The following is a 26822-nucleotide window of genomic DNA, read 5'->3' as shown; positions in this document are numbered from 1 at the left end:
CGTTGAAATTGACGACACGACGACGGCGGTGTCCCGGGTTTCGCCGGGACACCGCCGTTGTGTTAGCTGGCCGGTCGGGTATTACCTGTCCGCAGCCTGGGCCTTCAGGGCACGGACCACGCCGTCACGGCTTTCCAGGATGAGCCGGCGCAGCGAGGGAGCTTCGTCGCCCAGAGACTCCAGGAACGCGTCCGTTGTGTCAACAGTGGCCTGAGTCGTCAGCCGGGACGGGTACAGTCCCGTGACGATCTGCTGGGCAATTTCATGGGTCCGGGTATTCCAGACCTCACGAACCGACGAGAAGTACTTCTCCGCGTAGGGTTCCAGCAGCGCTGAGTCGTGCACGCGGCTGAAGCCGACAATCGCCGAACGCTGGGCGGCGTTGGGCATATCGGTGCGCTCCACAATGGCTTCCCATGCTGCAGCCTTTGCTTCAGCGGTGGGGATTGCGGCACGGGCCATGGCGGCAGCGAGCTGGCCGGTGGCGGTGGCGTCCTTCTCGGCCTCCGCTGCGATGTCCGCTTCGCCCAGGCGGCCGCCGGCCACCAGGCCGGTGAGCAGTTCCCAGCGCAGGTCGGCATCAATCTGCAGGCCCTCCAGCGTCCGGTCCCCGGAAAGCAGTCCGGCCAGCGTGTCCAGGTGCTCATCCGTCACCGCGTGTCCGGCAAAGGACTTCACGAACTGCAGCTGGGAATCCGAACCGGGTGCTGCCGCGGCCGCCAGCTCCCACAGGCTGTCCGCCGCGGCGGCCGTCATGGCCTCCCGGTCTGCCGGCGCCACGTAGAAGGCCAGGGTGGTGGCGAGCTGGCGCAGCAGCACCTGGACCACCGAAGAGTCGGACTCGGAGCCGATGTTCTGCAGCACCAGTTCCACGTAGTTGCGGGCCGGGATCTCGCCGTCGCGCGCAGCGTCCCAGGCTGAGGCCCACACCAAAGTGCGGGGCAGCGACTCCGCAATGTCCCGCAGGCGCCGGACGGCGGTGTGCTCGGACTTCGGATCCAGGCGGATCTTCGCGTAGGCCAGGTCATCGTCGTTCAGCAGCAGAAGGTCCGGACGCTGCCGTCCCACGAGCTCGGCAACGTCGGTGCGTTCGCCGTCGACATCCAGCTCCACCCGGTGGGTGCGGTGCAGCTTTCCGTCCTCGCCGCTGTCGTAGAAACCAATGGCGAGCCGGTGCGGGCGCAGCGTCGGGTACTCGGCCACGGCGCTCTGGAGAACCGCGAACGAGGTGATCACGCCGTCGTCGTCCACTTCCAGCTCGGGACGCAGGGTGTTGACGCCCGCGGTCTCGAGCCACAGCTCGGACCAGCCCTTCAGGTCGCGGCCGCTGGCAGCTTCCAGCTCCGAGAGCAGGTCCTTGAGCTCGGTGTTGCCCCAGGCGTGCTTGCCGAAGTACTGGCGGACACCGGCCATGAACTGGTCCTGGCCAACCCAGGCGACCAGCTGCTTGAGCACGGAGGCGCCCTTCGCATAGGTGATGCCGTCGAAGTTCACCTGCACGTCTTCGAGGTCGCGGATCTCGGCAACGATCGGGTGGGTGGTGGGCAGCTGGTCCTGGCGGTAGGCCCAGGCCTTCTCCATGGACGCAAACGTGGTCCAGGACTGCTTGAACTCAGTGGCGTCGGCGGCAGCGAGGGTGGACATGAATTCAGCAAAGGACTCGTTCAGCCACAGGTCGTTCCACCAGCGCATGGTGACCAGGTCGCCGAACCACATGTGCGCCAGCTCGTGCAGGATGGTGATGGCACGGCGCTCCACCGTGGCATCGGGCACCCGGGAACGGAAGACATAGCTTTCCAGGAAGGTAACGGCTCCGGCGTTCTCCATGGCTCCGGCGTTGAATTCCGGGACGAACAGCTGGTCATACTTCTCAAACGGGTACGGCGTGCCGAACTGCGCTTCGTAGAACTCGAAGCCCTGGCGGGTCAGCTTGAAAACATTCTCCGCGTCGAGGTGCTGCATGAGGGACTTGCGGGCAAACACACCCAGCGGAATTACCCGGCCGTCGGAGCTCCTGAGTTCACTGCGCACTGACTGGTACGGTCCGGCGATCAGCGCAGTGATGTACGAGGAAATGCGGGGGGTCGGTTCAAAGGACCACGTGGCGTTCTTGCCGCCTTCTTCCAGCGAACCCGCGGGCACCGGTTCCGGGGTGGGGGAGTTGGAGATGACATCCCAGTGCGAGGGCGCCGTGACGGTGAAGCGGAACGTGGCCTTCAGGTCAGGCTGTTCAAAGACGGTGAACATCCGGCGGGAATCCGGGACCTCAAACTGGGAGTAGAGGTACACCTCGTTGTCCACCGGGTCCACGAAGCGGTGCAGTCCTTCGCCCGTGTTCATGTAGAAGGCGTCGGCTTCCACCACGAGTTCATTGGTGGCGGCAAGGTTCGGCAGCTGGATGCGGACGCCGTCGGACACCTCGGCGGGGTCCAGGTCAACGCCGTTCAGGGTGACACGGCTGACGGCGGCGGTCACCGCATCGATAAACGTGGAGGCGCCCTGCCGCGCGGAGAACCGAACCACGGTGGTGCTGCCGAAGACCTCGTCCCCGCGGGTGAGGTCCAGGTTCACGTCATAGGAATCGACGCTGATCAGTTCTGCTCGTTCACGGGCTTCTGAGCGCGTGAGATTCATACCTGGCAAGGTGTTGCCTTTCCAATATGTGCGAAGTGGAGTCCGCCGTCGCCACAACTCAGCCTGACGGAACTCGGCCTGACGGCTTATAACAATTGCAACATTGTCTCACTGGTTAACGCCCGGGGTGGAAAGGAACCGCGGATTTCCGGCGAAAGAGTGCAGTTTTTCGGGTGCGGGCACACCATGACGCAGACCGCCGAGCATTATTTGTGCCCGGCGATCACGGGCTAGGCTGGAAGGGCAGGATTTCCCCTCACAGAAAACGGATGGAACATGCGCGTCCATATTGCAACCGACCACGCGGGCATGGAACTCAGTGCCCACCTTCTGGCCCACCTTCGCGGCAAGGGCTACGAGATGGTAGACCACGGCCCGCAGGTATACGACGCCGAAGATGATTACCCCGCGTTCTGCATTGCCGCAGCCGAGGCCGTGGTGGTTGACCAGCAGAGCGGTATTGATGCACTGGGAATCGTGCTGGGCGGTTCCGGCAACGGCGAGCAGATTGCAGCCAACAAGGTCCGCGGCGTCCGTGCCGCGCTCGCGTGGAACCTGTCCACGGCCAAGCTTGCCCGCGAACACAATGACGCGAACGTGGTCGCGGTGGGCGGCCGCCAGCACACGGTTGAGGAAGCCACCGAAATCATTGAAGCCTTCCTCGCCGAGCCCTACAGCAACGCCGAGCGGCACAACCGCCGCATCGCGAAGATTGCCGAGTACGAGACCACCGGTACCATCGCGGATTCCTGATGCCTGAGGGGCATTCCATCCACCGGCTGGCCCGGCAGTTCACTTCGGTGTTTGCCGGCCACCGGCTGGAAGTATCCAGCCCGCAGGGACGATTCGCGGCTGGTGCACAACGGCTGGACGGACATGTTCTGGCGGGCGCTGCGGCGCACGGCAAGCAGTTGTTCCTGGGCTTCGACAATGACCTGTACCTGCGCGTCCACCTTGGGCTGTACGGCGCGTTCGACTTTGGCGGCGACTCCAGCTTCCTCGGCGCCTCCAGTTTTGGGGCCCCGCGGAAAGTGGGGGAGCGGGAGATCGCGTCCGACGACGACGGCGGCAGCTATGCGGGTCCGCCCCCTCCCAAGGGTGCTGTTCGCGTGCGGCTGGTGTCGGAGCACGGCTGGGCCGATCTTCGCGGCCCCACTGCCTGTGAGGTAATCACCGAAGCCGAGCGTGCGGCCGTCGTCGCCCGCTTGGGACCCGACCCGCTCCAGGACGACGCTGACGGTGCGGAGTTTGCCGCGCGGCTGCGGGGGAGGGGTTCCCCTGTGGGTCTGCTGCTGATGAACCAGGAAATCCTTGCCGGGGTAGGCAACGTCTACCGGGCTGAAGTGCTCTTCCGGCAGCGGATCTCGCCCTTCCGGCTGGGCCGGGATGTGGCAGCGGACGAAGCAGCGGACCTGTGGGCCGACATTGTGTCCGTTATGCGCGATGGCGTTGCCGAGGGCAGGATAATCACCACCCTGCCTGCGGATCGGGCCAGCGACGCTCTGCCGGTGCCCCGGGCTGACGCCCACTACGTTTATCAGCGGACCGGATTGCCGTGCCGCCGATGCGGGACGCCTGTTGCCGGTACCGAGATGGGTGCCCGAAAGCTCTATTGGTGCCTGAGCTGTCAGGAACGCTGAAGCTAAACTCCTCCCGTTCTCCGTTTTTATCCTGTGCGTAGAGACCGTTTTCATCCCACGGAAGGGGAGGTTGGATCGGTAGTTGTTCCCGGTGGGAGTTTTGGTGGGACCCCTACGGCATCAGCCCGCTACCCGGGCCCGTCCTGCCGCTAGCCCGCCAGGGCCTCAAGGAACGCCGCTGTCACGGCCACTGCGTCGGCGGAGCTGCCGGGCAGGAAGACGGCGACGGCGAGATCGCCCTGGATGGCCGCCACCCAGGCGTGGTCGGGCTTCTCACCGCCGGTCCCCGCGGTGCCTGCCGCCGCCATGACAGGTTTGCCGGAGACGTATCCCAGGACCTCCAACTCCTCCGAGGCACGTACGCCGGCCACATTGGCACGCAGAATCGACTGCAGCTGTTCCGCCTCGTCGGCGAACAGGGCCGGGGCGCCGGCGGATGAGGGGGGCTCAGTCTCTCCGTCCCCGGAGTCCTGCCGGGCCCCGGGGTTAAGGACCAGCACGGGAGAGACCCTTTCGCCCCTGCCCACAGAGGCCGCCACGGCTGCCACGGCGAAGGGTGAAGCGAGTACCGTTCCCGGAACGTCCCCGGCCACTGTCTGCTCGGCTCCGCCGCCCGGCACTCCGCCGTAGAACGCCGGCGTTCCCAGACCCTCGGCTGTGCCCAGCCCCAGGCTCTGAGACGCTGCCGCCAGGTCCGCGTCAGCGGGAATGTCAGGTTCTTCGGTTCCTCCCGGTGCGCCGGCACGGAGCCGGGCCAGCTCGGTAACCGGGAGGAACGAACGGCCCAGGGAGTATTCGCCCAGCAAGGCAGTCTGGGTCCCCTTGCCTCCGGATGAATTGGCGACGGCCAGGACATTGCCGGTGGAGGGCTGGATTGCCACCAGCGAGCCACCGGGTGTGTCGGCCAGGAGGGCATCTGCCTGGGACTGGATCCCCAGGTCAAGGGTGGTTTCCAGGGCCACGCCGGGTTCCGCCGGTGCTTCAAAAAGAGGCGGGGAAAGAGTGTTGTCCGCGTTCAGGACACGAACAGTCACCGCGTCTGAGCCCCTGAGCTGGGAATCGTATTCACGCTGGAGCCCGGAGAGCCCGGTGAGGTCCCCCGGAGCCAGCAGGCCGTCAGCGGCCATTTCATCTGTTGCGGGCCCCACCGTCCCCAACAGGTCTGCCGCAAAGCCGGGGCTGGGACCCAGTACCCGCCTTTCCGGAAGGGCATCGGCGCCGGGAATGGTTGCGATCTCGGAATCGAAGGACGGCGACACCTTGTCCTGGCGCACGGTAGTGACTTCAACGAAATCATCGGGCCCGGCGGCCTGGACTTTTGCCGTGAGTGCGTCCGCATCCAGACCGAGGAAGAGAGATAGGTAATAGACCGAAGCGGCGTACTCATTTTCGCCCAGCACTGACTTGTCCAGGACCACCCGCCAAACCGGCCAGTGGCGCACCAGCACGGACCCGCCGGCGCCCAGAATGTCCGCCCGCGTGGGCGGGGATGCCTTGCGCACCAGCCTTTGCCACGGAAGAAGGTCCGGATGCACCGTGGTGGAACGGAAACGGGTCTGCCAGCCGGTGTCACTTCCGCGCTCCAGCGTCACAGTGGTCTGGTAGGTGTAGTCCTCCGTTGACGCGTTGACGTCCCACACGTAGTTCAAGGTGGCAACGGCCTCGTTGGCTGAGACTTCGTCGATTTTTGACACTGTGACGGAAGGTTTAATCTTCATGCCGGAGACCACGTACTCAAGCATGCCGTTCACGGCCTCGACGGTTGAACCGGCGAACTCGTTTCCGGTGACGTCCACGCGGGAGATCCCGTCCGCCAGCGAGGCGACGGCTTCTTCCGGTCCGGGGCGCTCTGCATCGGAACATCCGGCCAGCGGAAGGCCCAGGAACGAGAAAACAAGGATGGCGGCTGTCAGGCGGTTCTTCCCCATGCCGGAAGGATAGTTGCGCGCAGGGAAAAAGGAACGGGGAAAGCTCCGAATTGCTCTTGCGGGGACCTTATCGGCCGTTTCCGGACAAGCCGTCCATGAACGCCCGCCTGCCCGTGGTTCGTGAAGGCAAACAAAAAAGGGCCCCGCACAATAGTGCAGGACCCTTTCGAAGCCGGCGGCAGCCGGTTATATTACTGAGGGGATGACGGGAATCGAACCCGCGTAATCAGTTTGGAAGACTGAGGCTCTACCATTGAGCTACATCCCCGGCGCCCTAAGGCAGGTTTTACCTTAGCACGGGAATTCCGCTGTTCGGTAATCCCGTCCAAGAACAGGCCTGCTGCAAGGCCGGGCTCCCTCCAATTGTGCACAGGGCGGTTTCTGCCGGTAGGCTGTCAGGTGCACTGACGGGGTGTAGCTCAGCTTGGAAGAGCGCCTGCTTTGGGAGCAGGAAGTCGCAGGTTCAAATCCTGTCACCCCGACTCTGTAGTACACATGGTGCAGACCCAATCCCCAGAAACCTCAGGAGAACTACGCTGTGAAGAGCGCTGTAGAAAACCTCACACCCACGCGGGTAAAGCTCGTCGTCGAAGTTCCGTTTGAGGAACTGAAGCCGAGCATCGACGAGGCCTACAAGACCATCGCCACCCAGGTGCAGGTGCCTGGCTTCCGCAAGGGCAAGGTCCCCAACAGGCTCATCGACCAGCGCGTTGGCCGCGGCTACGTCCTGGAAACAGCCATCAATGACGGTCTGAACGGTTTCTACCAGGGCGCCGTGCAGGAAACGGGCATCCGTCCGCTGAGCCGCCCCGAGGTTGAGATCAGCGAAGTTCCGGATCCCGCCACCAACGAAGGCCAGCTGGTCTTCAACGTTGAGCTGGACATCCGCCCCGAAATCGAGCTCCCGGATTACGCCGGCCTCGAGGTTACGGTTGAGCCTGCTGAAGCCTCCGACGATGACGTCACCAAGGCACTGGATGAACTGCGCGGCCGCTTCGGCACGCTGAAGTCCGTGGACCGTCCCGCTGCCGAAGGCGACTTCCTCACCATGGATCTCGTAGCCAAGGTCGACGGCGAAGAGGTCGACTCCGCTGCGGACCTGTCCTACCAGGTTGGCGCCGGCACCATGCTCGAGGGCATGGATGAAGCAGTCGCCGGTCTGTCCGCTGACGAGTCCGCCACCTTTGAAACCAAGCTGGCCGGCGGCGAGCACGCCGGCGAAGACGCCACCATCACGGTGACGGTCAAGGCAGTCAAGGAGCGCGAGCTCCCCGAGGCCGACGACGACTTTGCCCAGCTGGCCAGCGAATTCGACACCATCGAAGAGCTGCGCGAAGACCTGACCAAGCGTGCCGCTGAGTCCAAGCTCATGGAGCAGGGCGTTGAAGCCCGCGACAAGGTTCTGGAGAAGCTGCTGGAAATGATCGAGGTTCCGGTTCCGGAATCCGTCATCGAAGATCAGCTGGAACAGCACTTCAACTCTGAGAGCGCCCAGTCCCAGGGCGAGGATCACGACACCGAAGAGCACCGCGCAGAAGTTCGCGAGAACACGGCCGCCGCCTTCAAGAACGAGATCATCCTTGACGCTGTTGCCGACAAGGAAGAGGTGGGCGTCAGCCAGAACGAGCTGATTGACTACATCGTTTCCGCAGCAGGCCAGTACGGCATGGATCCGAACCAGTTCGCACAGCTGATCGACCAGAGCGGCCAGGTTCCCATGATGGTTGGCGAAGTCCGCCGTCGTAAGGCGCTGGCCAAGGTTCTCGAGCTGGCCAAGGTCACCGACACCGCCGGCAATGAGATCGACCTGACCGAGTTCGTTCGCCCCGCAGGCGAAGAAGCACCGGTTGCAGAAGCCGAAACCGAAGCTCCCGAGGCCGAGGTTGCCGAAGAGTCCAAGAGCGACGACAAGGCATAGCCTGCCCAACAGCAGCGCATGACCTCCGGTCATAGCAATGCGCCGTCCGCCCGGAAGGGCAGGCGGCGCATTTGCGTTTAAGTGCCCCCGGCCGCCCGCGGTGCTGTGATCCGCCCCGCCCCGAGCTGTGACCGGCATCGTGCGCCGTCAGCGAACAGCCCGCGAAACGCAAGCAGATCACACGCGCAACAGGTTAGGGTCCTAGGAGAGATAAACGGCGGGACCAGCTGACGCGGTTAGCGGTTCTGTACCCCGCCAGAGCGAGAGGTCACTCAGTATGGCAATTGCACCCAACACACCCACAATGGCAACGGTGGACCCGGCCAGCCGGGACGACTACATCTACAATCGTCTGCTGCGTGAGCGGATCATCTGGTTGGGCTCGGAAGTCCGCGATGACAACGCCAACGCCATCTGCTCCCAGCTTCTGCTTCTCTCCGCTGAGGATCCCGAAAAGGACATCTTCCTCTACATCAACTCTCCCGGCGGGTCAGTGACGGCCGGCATGGCCATCTACGACACCATGCAGTTCATCCCCAATGACGTAGTCACCGTGGCAACCGGCCTGGCAGCGTCCATGGGACAGTTCCTGCTGTCCTCCGGCACCAAGGGCAAGCGCTACGCCACCCCCCACGCCCGCATCCTCATGCACCAGCCCTCCGGCGGCATCGGCGGCACCGCTTCCGACATCCGGATTCAGGCTGAACTGATCCTCCACATGAAGCAGGTCATGGCGGAACTGACCGCCGAACAGACCGGCCAGACCGTGGAGACCATCCTGAAGGACAATGACCGTGACAAGTGGTTCACGGCCCAGGAAGCACTGGAATACGGGTTCTTTGACAAGATCTCCGCACATGCGGGCGGCGTCACCGGCGGCGGCGGAACGGATCAGGACAAGGGCGCGGCTCCGGCCGAGGACTAACCCTTCCTCTCTTCCAGCGCACTTTTCTTAGACTTCAGGAGCAAAGCAATGAACATGAATTTCGGAACCGCAGGCGGATCGGCGCCGCAGATGCCGTCCAGCCGCTACGTACTGCCGCAGTTCGAAGAGCGCACGCCGTACGGCTTCAAGCGCCAGGACCCCTACACCAAGCTGTTCGAGGACCGCATCATCTTCCTGGGCGTCCAGGTCGACGACGCATCTGCTGACGACGTCATGGCCCAGCTGCTGGTCCTTGAGTCCAATGACCCGGACCGCGACATCACCCTGTACATCAACTCTCCGGGCGGTTCGTTCACGGCCATGACGGCCATTTACGACACCATGCAGTACATCCGCCCTGAAATCCAGACGGTTTGCCTGGGCCAGGCGGCCAGCGCCGCAGCTGTCCTTCTGGCAGCCGGCACGCCGGGCAAGCGCCTCGCGCTGCCCAACGCCCGCGTGCTCATCCACCAGCCGGCACTGGGCGGAGGCGAGCGTGGACAGGCTTCGGACCTGGAAATCCAGGCAGCTGAAGTCATGCGCATGCGGACCTGGCTGGAAGACACCCTGGCGCTTCACTCCAACCACACGTCGGAGGAAGTCAACCGTGACATCGAGCGTGACAAGATTCTCACGGCCGCCGGCGCCCTCGAATACGGACTGATTGACCAGGTGCTTGACTCCCGCAAGATCAAGACTCCGGCCATCAACCGGATGTAAGCCTCAGGAAGGCCCGCGGCCGAAATATCGCACCGCGGGCCTTTCGGTTGCTGTATCACTGAACCAAGTGTCCTAGAGTGGAACATGCTGACCGGCTTCGCTGTCCCCCTCGGGACGACTGCCGGCACTGAATTAACGATGGACCATCTAAGGGGACTGAACTATGGCTCGCATTGGTGAGAGCACGGATCTGCTCAAGTGCTCTTTCTGTGGAAAGAGCCAGAAACAGGTCCGCAAGCTTATTGCCGGTCCCGGAGTCTACATCTGCGACGAGTGCATTGATCTCTGCAACGAGATCATCGAAGAAGAGCTCTCCGAGGTAGCTGACCTCGGCTCCTTCGAGCTGCCCAAGCCGCGGGAGATCTTCGATTCACTGCAGGAGTATGTGATTGGCCAGGAACCGGCCAAGCGTTCCCTCGCCGTCGCCGTTTACAACCATTACAAGCGCATCCAGTCCGGCCACGCACCGCGCAACACAGGCAATCTGTCTGACGCCGTGGTCTCCGATGACGTGGAAATCGGCAAGTCCAACATCCTGCTGATCGGTCCCACCGGCTGCGGCAAGACCTATCTGGCACAGACCCTGGCGCGCCGTCTGAACGTACCCTTCGCCGTCGCCGACGCCACCGCACTGACCGAAGCCGGCTACGTGGGGGAGGACGTCGAGAACATCCTGCTCAAGCTCATCCAGGCCGCAGACTATGACGTCAAGAAGGCCGAGCAGGGCATCATCTACATTGACGAGATCGACAAGATCTCGCGCAAAAGCGAGAACCCGTCGATTACACGCGATGTATCCGGCGAGGGCGTGCAGCAGGCCCTGCTGAAAATCCTGGAAGGCACGGTTGCCTCGGTTCCCCCGCAGGGAGGACGCAAGCATCCGCATCAGGAGTTCATCCAGATCGACACCACCAATGTCCTCTTCATTGTTGCCGGCGCCTTTGCCGGGTTGGAGGAGATCATCGGGTCACGGTCCGGCCGCAAGGGAATCGGCTTTGGTGCACCGCTGAATGAGAACGCCAAGGAAGCCGACTCGTACGCCGACGTCATGCCCGAGGATTTGCTGAAGTTTGGCCTGATCCCGGAGTTCATCGGCCGGCTCCCGGTGATCACCACGGTCTCGAACCTGGACCGGGAAGCACTGATCCGGATCCTCACCGAGCCGAAGAACGCGCTCATCAAGCAGTTCCAGAAAATGTTCCAGCTTGACGGCGTTGAGCTCACCTTCGAACCCGCCGCCCTGGACGCCGTTGCGGACGCAGCGCTGTCCCGCGGCACCGGTGCGCGCGGGCTGCGCGCCATCCTGGAAGAAGTCCTGTTGCCGGTCATGTTTGACCTGCCCAGCCGCGACGACGTCGCCACAGTGGTCATCACCGAAGAAGTGGTGACCCAAAAGGCCGAACCCACACTGATTTCGCAGGCAGTTGCCACCAAACGCCGGAACAAATCAGCCTGACCGCGGGTTTGCACGAATAACTAATGCTGTTCCCAGCAACCCGCGATCTTCGCCGCGGGTCCGCAATGCCCTGAAGGAGAATTTCGTGAGCCTGCCCGATTCTGCAGCAAAAGCCGATTTTTGGTTCGACCCGATCTGTCCGTTCGCGTGGGTCACGTCCCGCTGGATGGGTGAAGTGGAGCAGGTCCGCGACGTCAGCACCGACTGGCACGTGATGAGCCTGTCCCTCCTGAATGAAGGACGGGACCTGCCCGAGGATTACATGGAGCGCATGAAGGCGGCTATCAAGCCGGTACGCGTCATCATTGCCGCCTCCGAGCTCCACGGCGACAAGTACATCAAGCCGCTCTACGATGCCATGGGCACCCGGATCCATGTCGGCGGCAATGATGATCTCGACGCTGTCATCCGCGAGTCCCTCGACGAGGTTGGCCTCCCGGCCGACCTGGCGCGGTTTGCCGACAGCGATGAGTACGACACCCAGCTTCGTGCCTCGCACCAGGAAGGCATCTCCAAGGTGGGCGACGACGTCGGAACCCCCATTGTTGCTTTCAATGGCACCGCCTTCTTCGGGCCGGTCCTGACGCGCATACCGCGCGGCGAGGAAGCGGGCCGGATGTTCGACGGCGCCGTTATGCTGGCTGAAAACCCCGCCTTCTTTGAACTCAAGCGCAGCCGCACCGAAAGCCCGCAGTTCGACTAACTGCTTTTGCTTCCAGCAAACAGAACGCCCGGCCGGAGATTTCCGGCCGGGCGTTCTGTTTTATTCTGTGCTGTGTCTGTTATTCGGCCGCAGGAGCCGGTTCCACCGGCGCCAGCTCGACGCCGGACACGGCGAGTTCACCTTCGCCCGTGGCCAGCGAGAGCTCGCGGACATTGCCCGCTGCCTTCAGATCGGCGAGGCCGGCCTGCAGCTGCGCCACCTGCGCCTCGGACGCCGTCACCGTGGCTGTGAGGACCTCGGTGCGCTGCTTGACCTTCGCCTCGGACTTGGCCTTGCGGATGCCGCCCAGGGCGGTGGCAACGGTAGCCAGGATGCCGGCGTCGGCCGTGGCGACCGCGGAGGACAGCGCGTCAACGTTCGGCCACGGGGCGCGGTGCACCGAGCCGTTACGCCACCAGCCCCAAACCTCTTCGGTGGCGAAGGGCAGGAACGGGGCGAACAGGCGCAGCAGCGCATCCAGTGTGGTGGCCAGGGTAGCCAGCACTGAAGCCTGCTCTGCTTCGCCGGCGGCACCGTAGGCGCGGTCCTTGATCAGCTCCACATAGTCATCCGTAAAGGACCAGAAGAAGGATTCGGTCAGCTGCAGTGCCTTGGCGTAGTCGTAGCGTTCAAACGCTGCGGTGGAAGCATTGACCACCTCGGCCAGCTGCTTCAACAGGGCGGAGTCCAGGGCGTTGGTGATCACCGAGGTGTCCGCCGTGACGACGTTTGCCTCGGTGGCACCCAGGTTCAGGACGAACTTCGAGGCGTTGAGGAGCTTGATGGCGAGGCGGCGGCCGATCTTCATCTGCGCAATCTCGTAGGCCGTGTCCGCGCCCAGCTTGGCGGAGGCCGCCCAGTAGCGCACGGCGTCGGATCCGTAGTCGTTGAGCACGTCGGTGGGAACCACCACGTTGCCCTTGGACTTGGACATCTTCTTGCGGTCCGGGTCCAGGATCCAGCCGGAGATGGCGGCGTGCTTCCACGGTGCGGCGTGGTTCAGGGCATCGGCGCGCACCACGGAGGAGAACAGCCAGGTGCGGATGATGTCGTGGCCCTGCGGACGCAGGTCAAACGGGAAGACCTTGCTGAACAGGTCCTCGTCCCGGCTCCAGCCGCCCACAATCTGCGGGGTCAGGGAGGACGTAGCCCAGGTGTCCAAGACATCGGCGTCGCCCACGAAACCGCCCGGCTGATTGCGCTGGGATTCCTCGTAGCCCGGAGCCGGTTCGGCGGCCGGGTCCACGGGCAGCTGCTCCGAGGACGGCAGCACGGGGTTGTCGTAGTCCGGGTTGCCGGAGGCATCCAGGGGATACCAGACCGGAACCGGAACGCCGAAGAAGCGCTGGCGTGAGACCAGCCAGTCACCGTTCAGGCCTTCGATCCAGTTTTCATAGCGTGAGCGCATGAAGGACGGGTGGAAGTCGATTTCCCTGCCGCGGGCAATGAGGGCTGCACGGCGGTCCTCGTCGCGGCCGCCGTTGCGGATGTACCACTGGCGGCTGGTGACAACCTCAAGGGGCTTGTCGCCCTTTTCGAAGAAGTTGACCGGGTGGGTGATCTTCTTCGGCTCGCCTTCGAGGTCGCCGCTTTCGCGCAGCATTTCCACGACGGCTTCCTTGGCGCTGAAGACGGTCTTGGCGGCGACAGCGGCGTAGTTTTCCTTCGCCTTGTCCGTGGTGATCCAGTCCGGGGTATCAGCAAGCAGACGGCCGTCCCGGCCGACGACGGCGCGGGTGGGAAGGTTCAGCTCGCGCCACCAGGTGACGTCCGTCTGGTCGCCGAAGGTGCAGATCATGGCGATGCCCGAACCCTTGTCCGGCTTGGCCAGCGGATGTGCCCGGACCTCAACTTCGACGTCGAACAGCGGGGAGGTGACCTTGGTGCCGAACAAGCGCTGGTAGCGCTCGTCGTCGGGGTGGGCCACCAGCGCCACACAGGCCGGAAGCAGCTCGGGGCGGGTGGTCTCGATGAAAACCTTTTCGCCGTCGGGCGCATGGAAGCTGATGCGGTGGTAGGCGCCGGCCTGTTCGCGGTCCTCCACCTCGGCCTGGGCCACTGCGGTGCGGAAGGTGACGTCCCACAGAGTGGGGGCCTCGGACATGTAGGCGTCCCCGGCCTTGAGGTTCTCCAGGAAGGCGCGCTGGCTGACGGCGCGGGAGTTGTCATCGATGGTGCGGTAAGTGCGGGTCCAGTCAACGGACAGGCCCAGGGTGGAGAAGAGGTCCTCGAAGACCTTCTCGTCCTCGACCGCCAGCTCTTCGCACAGCTCGATGAAGTTCCGGCGGGAGATGACATCGAAATCGCGCTGGTTCTTCGGCGCCGTTGCCGGCGGCCGGTAATCGGGATCGTACGGCTTTGTAGGATCACAGCGGACACCGTAGTAGTTCTGCACCCGGCGTTCGGTGGGCAGGCCGTTGTCATCCCAGCCCATGGGGTAGAAGACGTTCTTGCCGGTCATGCGCTGGTAACGCGCCATGACGTCGGTCTGCGTGTAGGAGAACATGTGCCCCACGTGCAGCGAGCCGGAGGCCGTGGGCGGGGGAGTGTCGATCGAGTAGACGTCCTCGCGGACCGTGTCTTCGTTGAACGCGTACGTTCCCTCATCGCGCCAGCGGCGGCTCAGTGTTGCTTCCAGCCCCTCAAGGGCGGGCTTGTCGGGGACGGATACGGTCTTGGGTTCATTGTCGGGCGTGTCTGTGCCCGGAAAGTTTTCAGCCATACTGCCATTCTTTCATGCGGGCAGCGCGGCACGGGGACTGTTGCGGCTGCCTGCCGGCGCCGCCGGTCGGAAGCCCTGTTCGGAGCCGGGCCTGCGGCCGTAGCATCCGGGGTATGGCAACGCTTCAGGAGAAGCCGGCGTCGATCCGCATCCGCCGCATCTATGAACCGCCCGACGGCGGCTACCGGGTCCTGGTGGACAGGCTCTGGCCGCGCGGGGTTTCGAAGGCCCGGGCGGAACTGGATGAGTGGCTCAAGGACCTGGCCCCCAGCAATGACCTGCGCAAGTGGTTCGGGCACCGGGAAGACCGCTGGACCGGATTCCAGGAACGGTACCGGGAGGAGCTTGCCGCGAACCCGGAGGTTCCGGACTTCTCCCGGGACTGCGCTTCCCGGCCGGACACCGTGCTGCTCTACGGGGCGCGCTCGGAGACGGAGAACGAGGCCGTGGTGCTCCGGGATTACCTGCTCGGCCTGTCATGGCCCGGCCGGGCCATGACATTCAAGTCTTCGCCGCCTGGTGCGGCAAGATAGCAGCATGCGTCTTGATGATCTGCTGACCAGCCTCAGGGCACTTCCGGAATCGGAGCCGCGGGAGGAATATCTGCGGTTTGTGACCACGGCGGGGGATGCTGCCCTGCGCCGGGACGGGGGTCCGGAGCATGTGACGGGCTCGTGTTTTGTGTTTTCGCCGAACTTCGATCGGGTTCTGCTGTGTTTCCACCGCAAGGGGCAGTTCTGGGTGCAGTTCGGCGGGCACCTTGAGCCGCAGGATGCAACAGTGGCCGAAGCTGCCCAACGGGAGGCCCGGGAGGAATCCGGAATCAGTGACCTGAACCTGCTGAGCTCCGCCATCATGGACCTTGACCGGCATGATCTGCACGGGGGCTTCTCCTGCTCAGCTCACTGGGACGTGGGATACGCAGCGGTGGTTAGCTCCGACGTCGTCATTTCGGTCAGCGATGAAAGCGAGGCAGTCCGCTGGTTCCCGGTTTCCGCATTGCCGGCGCAGGTGCCGGCAGGTTTCGGTGCCCGTTTGGATCTTGTCCGGCGCACGGCCATGTCACTGCCCCACCTGGACACCTCAACACCGCAACACTGAAACACCGCAACACGGAAGCGTGCCCGGGAGGGGAAGTCGCTAGGGTGGTGCCATGACACCTAAGCGCGCAGTAGTGACCGGAGCAAGTTCAGGCATTGGAGCGGCGGCTGTAAGGGCCCTGCGAAACTCGGGCTGGGACGTGGTGGCCGTGGCCCGCCGCGGAGACAGGCTTCAGGCGCTCGCCGCCGAGACCGGCGCACAGGCAATCACGGCCGACGTGACCGACGGTCAATCCGTGGCCCGGATGGCCGAAGAGGTGCTGGCGACCGGGGGAGTGGACGCCGTGATCAACAATGCCGGCGGAGCCTGGGGAGTGGACTCCGTGGCAACCGGAAAGCTTGGCGACTGGGAAGCCATGTACAACGTCAACGTGCTCGGGGCGCTTCGCGTCACCCAGGCCTTCCTGCCCGCGCTGCGTGCTTCCGGCCAAGGCTCTGTCCTGATGCTGACCTCCACTGCGGCGCTCGCTTCCTACGAGGGCGGCGGCGGATATTGCGCCGCCAAGTCCGCTGAGCAGGCGCTTGCCGAAACACTGCGGCTGGAAGAAGCGGAGAACAACGTCCGCGTCATCGAAATCCTGCCCGGCATGGTCAAGACCGAGGAGTTCTCCCTGAACCGGCTCGGCGACAAAGACGCGGCGGAAAAGGTCTACGCCGGAGTGGAGAAGCCCCTCACCGCAGAGGACGTCGCTAACGTCATGGCATACTCCCTGAACCTGCCGCACCACATCAATTTGGACAAGGTGGTGCTGCGCCCCGTCGCCCAGGCCGCCAACCACAAGGTCATCCGCCGTCAGACGGCCCAGGCCTAACGTCCACAGCCCCAACTTCGACAACCCCGGGGGTGTGGCCTAAACTGGCGGAAGCAGCTTTGACCCGGCCATCACCGGTGAGCTTCCGGAAGAACGGCGCCGTACCCCTTTCCAGATATTTTGGAATGATCGTGTGCCCAGTAGAACCGGACGGGTAAGCCCGTCACAGCAGTCAACGAGCGGCAGCCTGACTCGGCGGCGCGGTGCACTGAAGTCTTACAGCACAGCGCGGACGACGACGGCGGCAAGCGAGGTGGTACCGCGGGTTCCGCCGGCTTTGAGCCGGCAAAAACTCCGCCCTCGCATCCTGTTTTTTACAGCCAGATTTACTTGCCGCTATCAGGATGACGAATATGCCCTCTATCTATCCCAAGGCCACTACGGCCGCCGCCCCGGCAGAGAACGCCGCCCCGTCTTCCCCCAAGTTTCCGGAACTTGAAGAACTGGTTCTGAAGTACTGGGACGAGGACGGCACCTTCCAGGCCTCCATTGACGCCCGGTCCGCCGGCAAGGACGGCTCCAACGAGTTTGTCTTCTATGACGGCCCGCCCTTCGCCAACGGCCTGCCGCACTACGGCCACCTGCTCACCGGTTACGTCAAGGACCTGGTGGCCCGTTACCAGACCCAGCGCGGCCGCCGCGTGGAACGCCGTTTCGGCTGGGACACCCACGGCCTGCCCGCCGAGCTTGAAGCCATGAAGCAGCTGGGCATGTCCGATAAGGTCCAGATCGAGAAGATGGGCATCGACAAGTTCAACGACGCCTGCCGTGCCTCCGTGATGGAGTACGCCGGTGAGTGGAAGGACTACGTCACCCGCCAGGCCCGTTGGGTGGACTTCGAGAACGACTACAAGACGCTCAACGTTGAGTACATGGAGTCGGTCATCTGGGCCTTCAAGACCCTCCACGAGAAGGGTCTGACCTACAGCGGCTTCCGGGTGCTCCCGTACTGCTGGAAGGACGAAACCCCGCTGTCCAACCATGAGCTGCGCATGGATGACGACGTCTACAAGGACCGGCAGGACCAGACCGTCACGGTCACCTTCCCCATCACTGCCGGAGACAACGCACTCTCCGCGGAGCTCGACGGCGTCCTCGCCATCGCCTGGACCACCACGCCCTGGACGCTGCCCACCAACATGGCCCTCGCCGTCGGGCCCTCGGTCCGTTACGCCGTTGTGCCCGCCGGACCCAACGGCACGCCCCAGGACAACCCGGAGGCCCGCTACCTGCTGGCCGAAGACCTCGTGGGTGCGTACGCCAAGGACCTGGGGTACGACGACGCCGACGCCGCCCGCGCGGCCGTCACCTCCGTGCACCTGGGCAGCGAGCTGGCCGGACTGGCCTACGAACCGCTGTGGAACTACTACACGGACACCGAGAAGTGGGGCACGCAGAACGCCTGGCGGATTGTCGTGGCCGACTACGTCACCACCACCGACGGCACCGGCATTGTCCACCAGGCTCCGGCCTACGGTGAAGATGACCAGAAGATCTGCGAAGCCAACGGCATCCCCGTGATCCTGTCCGTGGACGAGGGCGGCAAGTTCCTGCCCATGTTCGCCGACGGCCCGCTGTCCGACATCGCCGGACTGCAGGTCTTCGACGCCAACAAGCTCATCACCCGCGTGCTGCGCGCCGACGGACGCCTGCTGCGCCAGGCCAGCTACGAGCACAGCTACCCACACTGCTGGCGCTGCCGGAACCCGCTGATCTACAAGGCTGTTTCCTCCTGGTTCGTGGAGGTCACCAAGATCAAGGACCGCATGGTCGAACTGAACCAGCAGATCAACTGGATCCCGGAAAACGTCAAGGACGGCCAGTTCGGCAAGTGGCTGGAAAACGCCCGCGACTGGTCCATCAGCCGCAACCGCTACTGGGGCAGCCCCATCCCGGTCTGGGTTTCCGATGATCCCAACTACCCGCGCACCGACGTCTACGGTTCGCTGGAAGAGCTCAAGGCCGACTTTGGCCGGCTGCCGCTGAACCATGCCGGCGAGCCGGACCTGCACCGCCCCTTCATCGACGAACTGACGCGCCCGAACCCGGACGATCCGCGGACCCCCGAAGAGGGCCAGTCCACCATGCGCCGTGTCGAAGACGTCCTGGACGTCTGGTTCGACTCCGGCTCCATGCCGTACGCCCAGGTGCACTACCCGCACGAGAACGCCGACTGGTTTGAGCATCACAACCCGGGCGACTTCATCGTGGAGTACATCGGCCAGACCCGCGGCTGGTTCTACACGCTGCACGTCCTGGCTACCGCCCTCTTTGACCGCCCGGCCTTCCGCAACGTCATCAGCCACGGCATTGTGCTGGGTTCCGACGGGCAGAAGATGTCCAAGTCGCTGCGCAACTACCCGGACGTCTCCGAGGTCCTGGACCGCGACGGCTCCGACGCCATGCGCTGGTTCCTCATGGCCTCGCCCATCCTGCGCGGCGGCAACCTGATCGTCACCGAACAGGGCATCCGCGAAGGCGTCCGCCAGGTCATCCTGCCGCTGTGGAACGTGTGGCACTTCTTCACGCTCTATACCAACGCCGCGAACAACGGCAACGGCTACGAGGCGAAGGCGCGCTACGAGTCCACCGAACCGCTGGACAACTACATGCTGGCCGCCACCGGTGACCTGGTGCAGACCATGACCTCCGAGCTGGACAGCTACGACGTGTCCGAGGCCTGCGAAACGCTGCGCCAGTACATGGACACGCTGACCAACTGGTACATCCGCCGCAGCCGCACCCGGTTCTTCGATGAAGACACCCAGGCGTTTGACGTGCTGTACACCTGCCTGGAAACGGTCTGCCGGGTCGCCGCTCCGCTGCTGCCGCTGGTCTCCGAGGAGATCTGGCGCGGACTCACCGGCGGGCGCTCCGTGCACCTGACCGACTGGCCCGATGCTGAGCTGTTCCCGCAGGATCCCGCCCTGGTGGACCGGATGGACCGTACCCGCCGGATCGCCTCGGTGGGCTCATCCCTGCGCAAGGCCGCGAACCTCCGGGTGCGGCTGCCGCTGTCCGAACTGACCGTCGTTGCGCCCGACGCCGAGTCGCTGCAGGGCCAGTTCGCCGCAATCATCGCCGATGAACTGAACCTGAAGTCCGTCCGGCTGATGGAAGCCGCTGCCGCTGATCCGGCCGAGTTCGGCATCACGCAGAAGCTCGTGGTCAACGCCCGTGCCGCAGGCCCCCGCCTGGGCAAGAACGTCCAGACCGCGATCAAGGCCTCCAAGTCAGGGGACTGGTCGGTGGACGACGCCGGCACGGTCACCGCGGGCGGCCTGGAACTGCAGCCGCAGGAATACACGCTGGAAACAGTGGTGGAAACCGCCGACGGCGAATCCTCCAAGGCTGTCTCCGTGCTGCCCGGCGGCGGCTTCCTGGTGCTGAACACCGAGGTCACGCCGGAGCTGGCCGCCGAGGGCACCGCCCGCGACGGCATCCGTGCCATCCAGCAGGCCCGCCGTGACGCGGACCTGCACATCAGCGACCACATTCGCACCGAGGTGAAAACCTCACCGACCGCCGCTGCGGCCCTTGAGGCCAACGCGGAGTTGATCAAGTCAGAAACCCTGACCGACCAGCTGGTGGTCACCGCCGTCGAGCTTGCCGACGACGCCGAAGAATTCACCGTCACAGTGGAGAAGATCTAATGAGCATGTCCGACGGACCCTCCGGGGCAATCGACGGTTTTTCCGTCGAAAGCGTTTACGCCGAGCTGCTGAGCCGCGCCCCCGAGAACAAGATGGAGCCGCGCATGGCTCCGCTGTTCCGTGCGATGGAGGTGCTGGGGGAGCCGAACAAGGCGTTCCCGATCATCCACATCACCGGAACCAACGGCAAGACCTCCACAGCGCGGATGATCGAGGCCGGGCTGCGGGCCTACGGGCTGCGCACCGGCCGGTACACCAGCCCGCACCTGAGCAAGGTCACCGAGCGGATCAGCATTGACGGCGAACCTGTCTCCGACGAGACGTTTGTCCGGATCTGGGACGAAATCCACCCCTACCTGGACATTGTCGACGGCGAACTCGAGGCCGCCGGGGAACCGCGCCTGACCTACTTTGAAGCTGTCACCATCCTCGCGTTCGCGGTCTTCGCCGACGAACCCGTGGACGTGGCGGTCATTGAAGTGGGCCTGGGCGGCATCACCGACGCCACCAACGTGGGCGACGGCTCCGTTGCCGTCGTCACGCCCATCTCCCTAGACCACACCGAACTGCTGGGCGACGACGTCGCTGACATTGCGATGGAAAAGGCCGGCATCATCAAGGAGGGCGGCTTCCTGATCAGTGCCGCCCAGCCGATGGAAGCTGCGCAGGTCCTGCTGGAGAAGGCCCGCGAAGTGGGCGTCCCGTACCGCTTCGAGGGCGTCGAATTCGGTGTCGAGTCCCGTGTGATGGCGGTCGGCGGGCAGATGCTCACCATCGCCGGACTTGCCGGGCGCTACGAGGAGCTGCTCCTGCCGCTGCACGGTAAGCACCAGGCGGAAAACGCCGCCGTCGCCGTGGCTGCGCTGGAGGCCTTCATCGGCGGCGGAACCAAGGAACTGGATGTGGAACTGCTCCGCACCGGGTTCTCCACCGTCTCCTCTCCCGGCCGCCTCGAAGTGGTGCGCACTGCGCCCACCATCGTGGTGGACGCCGCGCACAACCCCGCCGGTGCCAAGGCATCAGCCGAAGCGGTACTGGAAGCTTTCAGCTTCACGTCACTGGTGCTGGTGGTCGGCATCCTGGCGGAGAAGGACTCGGTGGGAATCCTTACGGAACTGAGGGAGACCCTCGGCGACCAGATCGCCGGCGTCTGCCTCACGCAGTCCAGCTCGCCGCGCGCCCTCCCGGCCGAAGACCTGGTCCAGGACGCCGTCGACGCCGGCTTTGCCGACGAAGACCTGCAGGTGGAACCCGGCCTGGACAATGCCATTGAATGGGCGGTGGCCAAGGCCGAGGAAAACAATGACCTGGCGGGCGGCGTGCTCATCATCGGCTCCATTACCCTGGTGGCCGAAGCGCGCACCCTTCTCGGAAAGTAATCACCATGGCAAAACTCACCAAGGCGCAGCGCGAGTGGCGCCCGGGAATGCCCAAGAAACGGCGTTCCATCCGCATCATGTTCGCCTCGACGGTCCTGGTTCTGGAAGCGTTCCTGGTGCTCTTTGCGACGCTCGCCGTGTTCGGCCTGCAGCGCGACGTCCTGTCTCCCGCCATCATCCTCACCGGCGGATTGGTGCTCTTCGCGGCATTGATTGGTACCTGCGCAATTCTGTCCAAGCCGGCTGGTCCGGTCATTGGCTGGATCCTGCAGCTGGTCATCATCGCCACCGGTTTCCTGGAACCGATGATGTTCCTGATTGGAGCAATCTTTGCGGCGACCTGGTGGTACGGACTGAAGACCGGCATGCGCCTGGACCGGGAGAACCGGCAGCGGGACCGCGAGCAGGAGGAATGGGAAAAGGCCCATCCCGAAGGCCTGGAGGACACGGGCACTGCCGGCACAGCCGTCACCGACTAGGCTTAGATTCGAAAACCGCTACTTCGCAAGGAGATTTACCGTGAGCACCGAACGCACACTTGTACTGATCAAACCCGACGGCGTGAAGCGGAATATCTCCGGCGCAATCCTGGCCCGCGTGGAAGCCAAGGGCTACACCCTGGCTGAACTGAAGAAGGTGAACGCCACCCGCGAGGTGCTCGAAGAGCACTACGCCGAGCACGAAGGCAAGCCGTTCTACGAACCGCTGGTCGAGTTCATGCTCAGTGGCCCCATTGTGGCGGCCATCTTCGAAGGCGAACGCGTCATCGAGGGCTTCCGCTCCCTGGCGGGAACCACCGACCCGACGACGGCGGCTCCGGGCACCATCCGCGGCGACTTTGGCCGCGACTGGGGCACAGCAGTTCAGCAGAACCTGGTCCACGGTTCGGATTCTCCCGAGTCCGCAGAACGCGAAATCGGCATCTGGTTCGGCAAATAACCCGCTCAAGAAGCGTAAAGCCGCGAGGGCCTGACCACGGAACGGATCCGTGGCCAGGCCCTCGCGGCTTTACAGGGGACGGGCACTCCAGCGGAGGACAGGGACGGCCGGCCGGCTAGAGCCCCAGAACCGAGGATGCGATCAGGAAGTAGATGATCAAGCCCGTTGCATCTACAAAGGTCGAAATAAAAGGATTCGAAAACACTGCCGGATCCACCTTGAGCGCTTTGCCCAGCAGCGGCATCAGCCCTCCAACGCCGGCAGCCATGGTGCAGACCCCCAGCAGCGTCAGGCCAATCACCAGGCCCAGCGGCACGGTGAACAGGATGGAGGCAAGCACGAAGCCCAGCCCGCCCAGCAAGATACCCAGCCAGGCACCCACCCGCAGCTCCCGGGCCAGGACCTTGAAGACGTCCCTCGGCCGGACGTCACCCAGCGCCAGGGCGCGGGTAATGGTGGTCGCTGCCTGGTTTCCGGTGTTTCCGCCCGTGCCTATCAGCAGGGGGATGAAGAGCGACAGCACCACCTGCTCGGCCAGAGTTGCTTCGAAGGCGCCCATGACCTGGACCGTCAATGTTGCACCCAATGCCAGCACCAGCAGCCAGACCACGCGCGCACGAACGATACTGCGCACGGGGGTGGCGAGGTAGGGCCGGCGCAGCGGTTCGGCGCCGCCGGCCCGGGCCGCATCCTCGCTTTCAGCGTCCTCCAGAATGCCCAGGGCGTCGTCCACGGTCAGAATTCCCACAAGCCGGGTTTCGGCGTCGACAATCGGGAGCACCAGGACTTTCGCGTCGGCGCAGTACCTGGCCGCTTCCTCTGCATCCAGGGTGGCGGGGGCGGACAGCGGGTCCTTCATCAGGCTCGCCACAGGGTCTGATTCCGCGGCGCGCAACAAATCCCGCAGGGAGACCACACCCACCAGGCGACGGCCCTCGTCGACAACCGGAATCGTGTAGATGCTTTCAGCATCATCCAGTTGAGCCCGGACGCGGGCCATTGTCTGGGCGGCGGTGAACCAGGGGCGGGCCGTGACAAACTGCGGGCTCATATAGCGGCCCACTGCACCCTGCGGGTAGCCGAGCACGGTGTTCGTGAGTGCACGGTCCTTGTCGCTGAGTCCCAGCAGCAGGCGCTTCGCCACTGACGCGGGCAGCTCATCGAGCAGCGCCACCCGGTCATCGGGGCTCAGCCCGGCAAAGACCTCGGCCACCTGCGCGTCCTGCAGCCCCGCCACGAGGTCCGCCTGGAGCAGGGCATCGAGTCTCTCGAAGACCTCCAGGGCCCGCCCCTTGGACAGTGTGCGGAAGGCCAGCGCCCGGTCAATGCTGTTCAGCCGTTCGAGCTGCTCCATGGTCTCTGCCACGCTCAGCCGGTCCAAGGCGCGGGCAACATCGGGCAGGCTGTTTTTGTCCAGGGCGTCGGCCAGCAGTTCGGCGCGTGCATCAAAAGTCAGGGTGGGGGACTTAATCATGGTCCGGGTTCCTCCGGTGGGGCACACCTAAAGGCAGCGGCATTACCGCGGCGGGTGCGGGAAAATGAGCGGGGATGCGAAATACCGCTGCCGCACAAGCTCACGCCCCAAAGAGCAGGTCGAGGTGCTTAGGGGACCCGGATTGGAAGGCGAGGCTCGCGCGGCGCGGTGGATCGACTATGTCCGTCGTCCATGCGTGCGGTTCACCTCCTGTCCTTCTAACCCTTCATAACCGGGTGGACGCGCCAAAGCAGCACATCAAACCCGGGTTGTGCTCCGATCCTACTCCAGATGAGGCGTTGACCTGCCGCGATGGTGCGGGAGGACACCTTAGCCCTGGATTTCTCCGGGACCTTCCTGCCGGACCCGAGGGATCAAACGTTCGGACTGCAGCCTGGCGAAGAGGTCCTTGAAGGCATCTTCGGTGCGGCGGTAGCCGGTGAACCCCGCCACCCGGCTCTTGCTCATGTCGGTGAGGACCTCGATGTTGCGGCCCAGATCGGCGTCGGTGTGCCACCAGGTTGCCAGCCGGGAGAGGTTCGGTTCAGCCAGGCCGTGGCGGGCGGCCAGCTTTTCCCACGCCTCGTCCATGTCCGCCATCTGCTCCTCGAGGGGGCGCGGCTTGGTGTCGAATCCGACCGGTTCCACGCCGAAATACTCCGCCAGGCGCGGCCACAGGGAACGCCAGCGGAACACATCGCCGTTGACCACGTTGAACGCTTCGTTGGCGGTGTTCGGGGCGGTTGCGGCCCACAGCATGTGCTCGGCCAGCAGACCGGCATCGGTCATGTCGGTTACCGAATTCCACTGGGTTTCCGAGCCCGGGAAAACAAACGGCAGCCCAAGTTCGCGGCACAGCGTCGCCTGCGCAGCCAGCGTCTGGCCCATGTTCATGGCGTTGCCGACGGCGAAGCCAATGACGGTGTGTGCCCGGTGCACGGACCAGGCGAAACCCTGCCGCTGCGCGGCCGCCATCAGCTCGTCTTCCTGGGCGTAGTAGAAGTTGTCCACCGGAAGCCGAGGTTCATCCTCGGAGAACGGAGTGTCCGGCATGGGACCTTCGCCGTAGGCCTCGAAGGGGCCCATGTAGTGCTTGAGTCCGGTCATCAGGGCCACGTGTTCCAGCGGTGCGTGCTCCAGTGCAGTGAGGAGATTGCGGACCATTGCGGAGTTGACCGCAATGTTCTCCACTTCGGTTTCCTGGCGGGACCAGGAGGTGAAGAAGACATGCGTCGGACTCTTGTCTGCCAGGACGGCAGTGAGGCTTTCGGCGCTGGTCAGGTCCGCGGCAACGGGTACGACGCCGGGACGCGCCGGATCGGGGGCGCCTCCCTTGCGTGACAGTGCCAGGACGGTCCAGCCCTGGTTGACAAGCAGGTCAACGATGGCGGCGCCGGCAATTCCGGTCGCTCCGGCCACCAGTGCAGTAGGGGCAGCGCCGTTGGGCCGGGGCGCGGGGGTTTCTCGAAGCATGGTTCTCCTGAAGACTTGGGGGTAGTGCTTAGAGGCGACAACCGGGCACCGCCCGGGGAAATTCCTGACGCCGGAGCCCAATGCCCCTAGGCTGGGCCCATGGCACTCATCTATCACGCAGAATTGCACCCGGACAAAATGGAACTTCTTGCCTCCTGGCTGCCCACGCGGCCGTGGTTTCCCCGCGTGGGGCAGCTGCCCATAGAGCGCGTCGGCTCGTTCCGCTTCGATGACCCGGACGGCGAGGTGGGTATTGAGACCCACCTTGTCGCCGTCGGGGCCGATGTGGTGCAGGTTCCGCTCACCTACCGCGGAGCTCCGCTGGAAGGTGCTGAGAAACACCTGATTACCACCATGGAACATTCGGTGCTGGGCACACGGTGGGTCTACGACGCCTGCGGGGATCCCGCTTACGCTCAGGCACTGACGGCGTCGATCCTTTCCGGACAGGGCCAGGCGCCGCAGTATTTTGAGAACGGCGGCGTCCGGGAAGACATTCCGGAGTCCGTCAGCGTGGTTGCCAGTGGGCTGCCGGGCGGCGAAGAGCTCGCCGAAGGCCCACAGCCGGGTCCGGCCGACCTGACTGTGGCGCGGATCCGGGCCGGGGACTGGGACCTGTCCGTGGTGCGGGTGCTGGAGCTTGGGGGAGAGGCTGTGGCCGATCCGTCCCTGACCGCCACCTGGCCAGGGCAGGACGTTCCTGTCCTGCTGGCTTGGGCTATGCCGGCTCAGTAACGAAGCGGGGGCCCGACCAGCCTCACGGCGGGTCGGGCCCCCGTCCAGCGGGTATCCGCCGTGCTTAGCCGATGAAGGAGTTCATGAAGCGGAAGAAGATTGAGGCGGCAGTGGCCACCCACAGGAGAGCCACAATGACCCAGGCCCATTCTGAAAGGAACTTCACCAGGCCTGCCGGGGCAGGAATAACGCCGTGGGCAAGATTGCGCACGGTCGTGAAGACAAAGAGCGGAATCATGGCGGCCCACACAACAATGCAGTAAATGCAGAGTACGTAAATGTCGAACAGTGCCTGGCTCCACAGCCACACGACAAACACCATGCCCAGTGTCACCCCGGCCTGCATACCGAGCCAGTACCAGCGGGCGTACCTGGCTCCGGCCAGCATTCCCATGGCGGACGTGATGATCACGGCGAAGGCCACGATGCCGATCAGCGGATTGGGGAATCCGAAGATGGCCGCCTGCCAGGTTTTGAAGACGGTGCCGCAGGAAACCCAGGGATTGATGTCGCAGCTGGTGATGTAATTGGCGTCGGCAAAGACACGCAGCCGTTCCAGGACGAGGACGCCCGAGGCCAGCCAGCCGACGACTCCGGTCACGAGCATGATC

At 64.4% G+C, this 26822-nt stretch carries 21 protein-coding genes and 2 tRNA genes; 16 read left to right on the top strand and 7 right to left on the bottom strand.

What is annotated here, in order from left to right; translation table 11 throughout:
* Positions 1-81: 81 nt before the first annotated feature.
* Entirely contained in the window at positions 82-2634 is a 2553-nt protein-coding gene (gene pepN / locus KG104_RS11610; protein ID WP_207347098.1) for an aminopeptidase N, read from the bottom strand.
* Between the two features lie 276 nt (positions 2635-2910).
* Here pepN and KG104_RS11605 point away from each other — a divergent pair, with 276 nt between their 5' ends.
* Both KG104_RS11605 and KG104_RS11600 read left to right on the top strand, forming a co-directional pair.
* The gene (locus tag KG104_RS11605) at positions 2911-3387 is read left to right on the top strand and encodes a ribose-5-phosphate isomerase (protein ID WP_104053900.1); all 477 of its coding nucleotides are present in this window, start codon (positions 2911-2913) and stop codon (positions 3385-3387) included.
* Positions 3387-4274, top strand: a complete 888-nt coding sequence (locus tag KG104_RS11600; RefSeq protein ID WP_207347097.1) for an Fpg/Nei family DNA glycosylase — start codon at positions 3387-3389, stop codon at positions 4272-4274. The genes KG104_RS11605 and KG104_RS11600 overlap by 1 nt, the downstream gene beginning before the upstream one ends.
* A gap of 149 nt (positions 4275-4423) precedes the next feature.
* Here KG104_RS11600 and KG104_RS11595 read toward each other — a convergent pair whose 3' ends face one another.
* A complete protein-coding gene (locus KG104_RS11595) occupies positions 4424-6202 on the bottom strand; it encodes a penicillin-binding protein (protein ID WP_207347096.1) in 1779 nt (592 codons plus the stop codon).
* 197 nt (positions 6203-6399) lie between these two features.
* Positions 6400-6470, bottom strand: a tRNA-Gly gene (locus KG104_RS11590).
* Between the two features lie 140 nt (positions 6471-6610).
* Here KG104_RS11590 and KG104_RS11585 point away from each other — a divergent pair.
* The 6 genes from KG104_RS11585 to KG104_RS11560 all read left to right on the top strand — a co-directional run bounded on the left by KG104_RS11585 (position 6611) and on the right by KG104_RS11560 (position 11924).
* Positions 6611-6684 (top strand) — tRNA-Pro (locus KG104_RS11585).
* A gap of 56 nt (positions 6685-6740) precedes the next feature.
* Positions 6741-8120, top strand: coding sequence for a trigger factor (gene tig / locus KG104_RS11580; RefSeq protein ID WP_104053903.1), 1380 nt, complete (start codon positions 6741-6743; stop codon positions 8118-8120).
* A 304-nt stretch (positions 8121-8424) separates the two neighbouring features.
* Positions 8425-9045, top strand: a complete 621-nt coding sequence (locus tag KG104_RS11575; protein ID WP_104054784.1) for an ATP-dependent Clp protease proteolytic subunit — start codon at positions 8425-8427, stop codon at positions 9043-9045.
* Between the two features lie 48 nt (positions 9046-9093).
* On the top strand, positions 9094-9765 hold the full coding sequence (locus tag KG104_RS11570; protein ID WP_104053904.1) for an ATP-dependent Clp protease proteolytic subunit: 672 nt from the start codon (positions 9094-9096) through the stop codon (positions 9763-9765).
* Between the two features lie 163 nt (positions 9766-9928).
* Complete coding sequence (clpX, locus tag KG104_RS11565; RefSeq protein WP_104053905.1) at positions 9929-11221, top strand: ATP-dependent Clp protease ATP-binding subunit ClpX; 1293 nt, start codon at positions 9929-9931, stop codon at positions 11219-11221.
* Between the two features lie 85 nt (positions 11222-11306).
* Positions 11307-11924, top strand: coding sequence for a mycothiol-dependent nitroreductase Rv2466c family protein (locus tag KG104_RS11560; protein ID WP_372434135.1), 618 nt, complete (start codon positions 11307-11309; stop codon positions 11922-11924).
* A 79-nt stretch (positions 11925-12003) separates the two neighbouring features.
* Here KG104_RS11560 and valS read toward each other — a convergent pair whose 3' ends face one another.
* Positions 12004-14646, bottom strand: coding sequence for a valine--tRNA ligase (valS, locus tag KG104_RS11555; protein WP_207347095.1), 2643 nt, complete (start codon positions 14644-14646; stop codon positions 12004-12006).
* 113 nt (positions 14647-14759) lie between these two features.
* On the opposite strand from valS, the gene KG104_RS11550 reads away from it, so the two are divergent.
* The 7 genes from KG104_RS11550 (at position 14760) to ndk (ending at position 22529) form a co-directional block, all read left to right on the top strand.
* Positions 14760-15179, top strand: coding sequence for a DUF488 domain-containing protein (locus KG104_RS11550; RefSeq protein ID WP_207347094.1), 420 nt, complete (start codon positions 14760-14762; stop codon positions 15177-15179).
* Positions 15180-15183: 4 nt separating this feature from the next.
* On the top strand, positions 15184-15747 hold the full coding sequence (locus tag KG104_RS11545) for an NUDIX hydrolase (protein WP_207347093.1): 564 nt from the start codon (positions 15184-15186) through the stop codon (positions 15745-15747).
* A gap of 52 nt (positions 15748-15799) precedes the next feature.
* Positions 15800-16558, top strand: coding sequence for an SDR family oxidoreductase (locus tag KG104_RS11540; RefSeq protein WP_207347092.1), 759 nt, complete (start codon positions 15800-15802; stop codon positions 16556-16558).
* A 344-nt stretch (positions 16559-16902) separates the two neighbouring features.
* Positions 16903-20211 (top strand): isoleucine--tRNA ligase, encoded by a 3309-nt coding sequence (gene ileS, locus KG104_RS11535; protein ID WP_207347091.1) that lies wholly within the window; start codon positions 16903-16905, stop codon positions 20209-20211.
* A complete protein-coding gene (locus KG104_RS11530) occupies positions 20211-21590 on the top strand; it encodes a bifunctional folylpolyglutamate synthase/dihydrofolate synthase (RefSeq protein WP_237686898.1) in 1380 nt (459 codons plus the stop codon). Before ileS ends, KG104_RS11530 begins: the two co-directional genes overlap by 1 nt.
* A 5-nt stretch (positions 21591-21595) precedes the next feature.
* A complete protein-coding gene (locus KG104_RS11525) occupies positions 21596-22069 on the top strand; it encodes a DUF4233 domain-containing protein (protein WP_104053911.1) in 474 nt (157 codons plus the stop codon).
* Between the two features lie 40 nt (positions 22070-22109).
* Positions 22110-22529 carry a nucleoside-diphosphate kinase gene (gene ndk / locus KG104_RS11520; protein WP_207347090.1) on the top strand — a complete coding sequence of 140 codons (420 nt, stop codon included), beginning with the start codon at positions 22110-22112 and terminating at the stop codon, positions 22527-22529.
* A gap of 115 nt (positions 22530-22644) precedes the next feature.
* Here the strand turns inward: ndk and mgtE are convergent, their stop codons facing one another.
* Together mgtE and KG104_RS11510 are read right to left on the bottom strand one after the other, a co-directional pair.
* A complete protein-coding gene (mgtE, locus tag KG104_RS11515; RefSeq protein ID WP_207347089.1) occupies positions 22645-24003 on the bottom strand; it encodes a magnesium transporter in 1359 nt (452 codons plus the stop codon).
* A gap of 330 nt (positions 24004-24333) precedes the next feature.
* Positions 24334-25476, bottom strand: a complete 1143-nt coding sequence (locus KG104_RS11510; RefSeq protein ID WP_207347088.1) for an SDR family oxidoreductase — start codon at positions 25474-25476, stop codon at positions 24334-24336.
* A 99-nt stretch (positions 25477-25575) separates the two neighbouring features.
* On the opposite strand from KG104_RS11510, the gene KG104_RS11505 reads away from it, so the two are divergent.
* A complete protein-coding gene (locus tag KG104_RS11505) occupies positions 25576-26211 on the top strand; it encodes a CG0192-related protein (protein WP_207347087.1) in 636 nt (211 codons plus the stop codon).
* Positions 26212-26275: 64 nt separating this feature from the next.
* Here KG104_RS11505 and KG104_RS11500 read toward each other — a convergent pair whose 3' ends face one another.
* Positions 26276-26818, bottom strand: coding sequence for a vitamin K epoxide reductase family protein (locus KG104_RS11500; protein ID WP_104054787.1), 543 nt, complete (start codon positions 26816-26818; stop codon positions 26276-26278).
* Positions 26819-26822: the final 4 nt, after the last annotated feature.

The sequence above is a fragment of the Arthrobacter sunyaminii genome, from assembly GCF_018866305.1.
GTDB lineage: Bacteria > Actinomycetota > Actinomycetes > Actinomycetales > Micrococcaceae > Arthrobacter_B > Arthrobacter_B sunyaminii.
Note: the sequence above shows the minus strand (reverse complement) of the source record. Positions and strands in the feature narration are given on the sequence as shown.